2 protein-coding genes and 1 pseudogene are annotated in these 3984 nt (G+C 41.8%); 1 reads left to right on the top strand and 2 read right to left on the bottom strand.

The window, feature by feature from the left end:
- Positions 1-585 precede the first annotated feature (585 nt).
- Positions 586-1488, bottom strand: a complete 903-nt coding sequence (locus tag ACUVXA_RS17625) for an Lrp/AsnC family transcriptional regulator (protein WP_445872595.1) — start codon at positions 1486-1488, stop codon at positions 586-588.
- Positions 1489-1602: 114 nt separating this feature from the next.
- On the opposite strand from ACUVXA_RS17625, the pseudogene ahcY reads away from it, so the two are divergent.
- Positions 1603-2972 (top strand): annotated as a pseudogene (gene ahcY / locus ACUVXA_RS17620) (adenosylhomocysteinase).
- A gap of 345 nt (positions 2973-3317) precedes the next feature.
- Here ahcY and ACUVXA_RS17615 read toward each other — a convergent pair.
- The gene (locus ACUVXA_RS17615; protein WP_445872594.1) at positions 3318-3830 is read right to left on the bottom strand and encodes a hypothetical protein; all 513 of its coding nucleotides are present in this window, start codon (positions 3828-3830) and stop codon (positions 3318-3320) included.
- Positions 3831-3984 lie beyond the last annotated feature (154 nt).

Genomic DNA, 3984 nt, shown 5'->3' with positions numbered 1-3984 from the left:
AAAGTCTAAGAATGGTATTATTTATCATTAAATCTTTCTACTGCTGTAAACCCTTACAGAAATAAAAATCGGAAGTTACCTTGTTGGGCTTTAATCATAATACTTTATGTATTTAGCCTATGAGTATTCTACCCGCATTTCTGGGTCTCTTGTTTTCTCATTTGATCTTGCTTCCTATGCTACGGATTTTATTAGCGGGCGAAAGGTTCATGTAGAACACCATCCAATAAACACCCGTCCGCTCTAAAATATTAAGTTTAAAACAAAACCAGTGAATGTTTTTCCAAAAATTCTGGTGCATTTACAAAAACTTTCTATAAATGTGAACCACTCTAGTTACCGTTTAATAGAGAAACATTTACTTTCACTCCTCACACACGGAAGATGTGCCTTCAATCAAACTTAAGTCATTTTAATATTTTATGATAAGAAAAACTAGAACATATTCAGAGTTTATAACTCTCTATAGCATAATTGAAAAGTCTAACCTCACTGACACATACACAGCCACTAATTTAAATAGTATAAGGAAAGCTCCAAAAAAAGAAAGTGTAAATCAATCCACCAAACTATTCATCTTCAAAATTACATCCACTCCTGAAAAACTACACTGGAATAAGTATCTATAACGTCATCCATTTCAAAAATTTTCAGTAAAAACCGATTATAATGCTCAACATCCCTCACACGCACCACAGCCATCAAACCATACTCCTCCCCAGTCCGATAAAGACTCCAAACCTCACCAAACCCACACAGCCTCCTAGCCACCGAAAGATAAGACGCAGGATCAACCCTAATTTCCAAATAAAACTTCGCATCCAAGCCCATAGCAGAAAAATCTACTTTTGCAGTATAACCGATAATTACATCCTCACTCCGAAGTTTAGAAATTCGCCTAGAAACCACAGGTTGCGAAACACCTAACTTCTTAGCCAAATCAGTTTGAGGATAAGGCATAGGATTGGTCTGCTGCCTAAGGATGTTAAGCAACTTCCAATCAAAATCAGAAACAGGGTAATAATCGGTTTTTGAATCAGGAACAACGACCCCAGACTCCTTAAAAGTGGTCAGTATCTCCACCAAACGGTATTTCTTAAACCTTGAAACCATCATCAAACGGTCAAGCCCAGAAAGAAAAGAAGAAAACTCAGAAGGAGAACGAAACCGGTACACCCCTAAAAGAGAATACTCACCCGAAATCCCATCCATAGACTGAATCTGCGGAAGATCCAACAAACCCCTAACAATATCATACTCATGAGGATTCGTTTTAACAAAAAGAAAAATACTACGATCAAACAATATTTTCAAAGGATTCAAAACAACAGAATACCCTCTCAGAACCCCCCTCTCAAATAACCGATTAACCACCTTAGCCACATGGTTTCGGCTTTTACCCAGCCTCTCCGCCAAACCCTTCACACCGAGAGAAGAATCCTCCAACAGAAGATTCAAAACCGCCTCTTCCACAGCATCTAACCGCATAAAAACCACACAAAACAATCATTTCATGTGCAAATTATTAAGCACTATATATATAACCTTTATAAGCTTAGCCTACAAAGAAAAACAAAACACACCTCACAAGAGGTGAAACCAATGACACAAACAGAAAAAGGAAAAAATTATGAAGTAAAAGACTTGTCACTAGCCCCCAGCGGAGCAACAACCATCGAATGGGCAGAAACACGCATGCCAGTCCTCATGCAAATCCGAAAAAGATTCGAAAAAGAAAAACCACTCGTGAAAACGATAATAGGCGCTTGTCTTCACATCACGAAGGAGACAGCGGTACTCGCTAAAGCTTTGAAAGCGGGAGGCGCAGAAGTCTACCTGTGTGCTTCAAACCCACTATCAACGCAAGATCATGTAGCCGCCGCATTAGTAAAAGAAGGAATAGCAACTTTTGCATGGAAAGGAATGGACTACGAAGGATACTACCGAGCAATAGCCAACGTAATAAAAGGAGAACCCAACATTACTCTAGACGATGGCGCCGACCTAGTATCAACCCTAATCAAACTCAAAGGAGGAGAAACCGGAGAAGAAATCAAAATAGTCAAAAAAATCCTAGGAAACCGAACAGACTGGGCGGACAACGTATGGGCCGGAGCCGAAGAAACCACCACAGGCGTAATTCGATTAAGGGCTATGGCCAAAGATGGCGCCCTTGAATATCCGATTTTAGCGACCAATGACACCCCCACAAAATGGGAAACATAAACAACAACTTGTTTAAGCCCAAATTCGACAACCTGTGGGGAACCGGACAAAGCACAATCGACGGAATCCTACGTGCAACAGCCGACCTCATAGCCGGCAAAAATTTTGTAGTAGTAGGCTATGGCCATTGCGGCAGAGGTGTAGCGTTGAGAGCCAAGGGACTGGGAGCGAGAAGAGTCATCATCTGCGAAATTAACCCACACAGAGCCCTAACAGCTGCACTTGAGGGATTCGATGTGATGCCCATGATAGAAGCCGCTGAGGTTGGTGACATATTTGTCACGGCTACTGGAAACACATCGGTGGTTAGAGCAGAGCACATGGAGAGAATGCGCAGCGGAGTAACTATTTGTAACACTGGGCATTTCAACGTTGAAATAAGCATACCTGATCTAGAGAAACTTAGTGTCAGTAAGCGGGAGTTGAGACCTCTAGTCGACGAATACACTATGAAAGACGGGAGGAAAATCTACCTGCTCGCTCAGGGCAGACTTGTGAATTTGGCTTGTGCTGAGGGGCATCCTAGTGAGGTTATGGATATGTCCTTTTCGGATCAGGCTTTGGCTGTTGAGTGGATTGTCAAGAATAAGGATTCGTTGTCTAAGATGGGTAGTGTGGTTCTGGGCATCCCCGAGGAGATTGATAAGACTGTGGCGCGTTTGAAGTGTGAGGCGATGGGTCTTAAGCTGGATGTTTTGACTCCTGAGCAAGAAGCATATCTATCAGGATGGGCTGAAGGCACATAGCCTAACATTTTTTTCTTTTTTTGTGATGTAAAAGTTTTGACGATGTGGAATATCTTTTGGCGTGTGGTATAGGTGGAGTGTTTATTGTCTGTCCCATGTACTGACCTTTAGGATTTGGGATTTTTACTGGTCTTTGATTAGGTGTTTGTCAAGATTTTTTCTTAGTATTCCGCGGGTCTTGGCGGGTGGTAGTCGCATGTTCCTCCCCACCAGTATTCTTTTTCTTCCCATTTTTTGCCCTTATTTTTTCCCATGCTGGCCATATTTTGAAGGTGCTGAGTGCTGTCCAGAAAACCTTGTCTGTCTCTTTTTGGTTTAGTCCGAGTTTTTGGGCTATTTTGTTTGTTATTTCTTTGTATGTGAGTGTTTTTTTCCCTGTGTGTAGGCTTCTTTGAAGATTTCTCTTATGTCCCTGAACTCGATGTGCCATATTGCGTATCTGGAGCCTTCTTCTTTTTCTGCTTCTTTCATGAGTCTTTGCTCGTCTCTGCATTCGCTTGCTCCGTCTAGAAGTAAGTCTTCTAAGTTATTGATTTCGTATCCCTCTCTTATGTCGTGAGTGGTTCTTGTTTCTAGGTTTTCTGTGTTTTTCTCTAGGAGTATTTTTGTGTCTGTTTCGGGATTCATTTCTTTTAGTGTACAGAGTAGGAGGTCTTCGTCAACCCATGTTTGGGATTTGCCTCCATGGTATTTGGCTGCGTTCTTAAAAGCATCTACAATGGGGGAAAACAAGTCTCTTTCCTTTAGCTTGTACTGCTTTACGTCCACGTAGTTGGCGGTGTAGCTTAGTATTTTGCGTTCTTGGTACTTTTTGATTATTTTTTCTGCGTATTCTCTGGTGTGGTTTCCTCTGCTCATTAGTTGGTGTATTAGTTTGTGTTTTGTGATGTAGTCTTTTTTGTCGTCGGGTTCTACTCTATGTAGAAATTCATAGAATTACATAGAGTTGGGGCTTCGCAGTATCATGCGGCGGCCTCGCGAGTTCATCAGCCGCCCTCCACTCCACCCCCGT

This window comes from Candidatus Jordarchaeum sp. (genome assembly GCF_052745115.1).
Note: the sequence above shows the minus strand (reverse complement) of the source record. Positions and strands in the feature narration are given on the sequence as shown.

What these genes read in the sequence shown, in the direction of transcription:
- ACUVXA_RS17625 (WP_445872595.1), bottom strand. Translation starts at nt 1,488, where the DNA reads ATGCGGTTAGATGCTGTGGAAGAGGCGGTTTTGAATCTTCTGTTGGAG.
- ACUVXA_RS17615 (WP_445872594.1), bottom strand. Translation starts at nt 3,830, where the DNA reads ATGAGCAGAGGAAACCACACCAGAGAATACGCAGAAAAAATAATCAAA.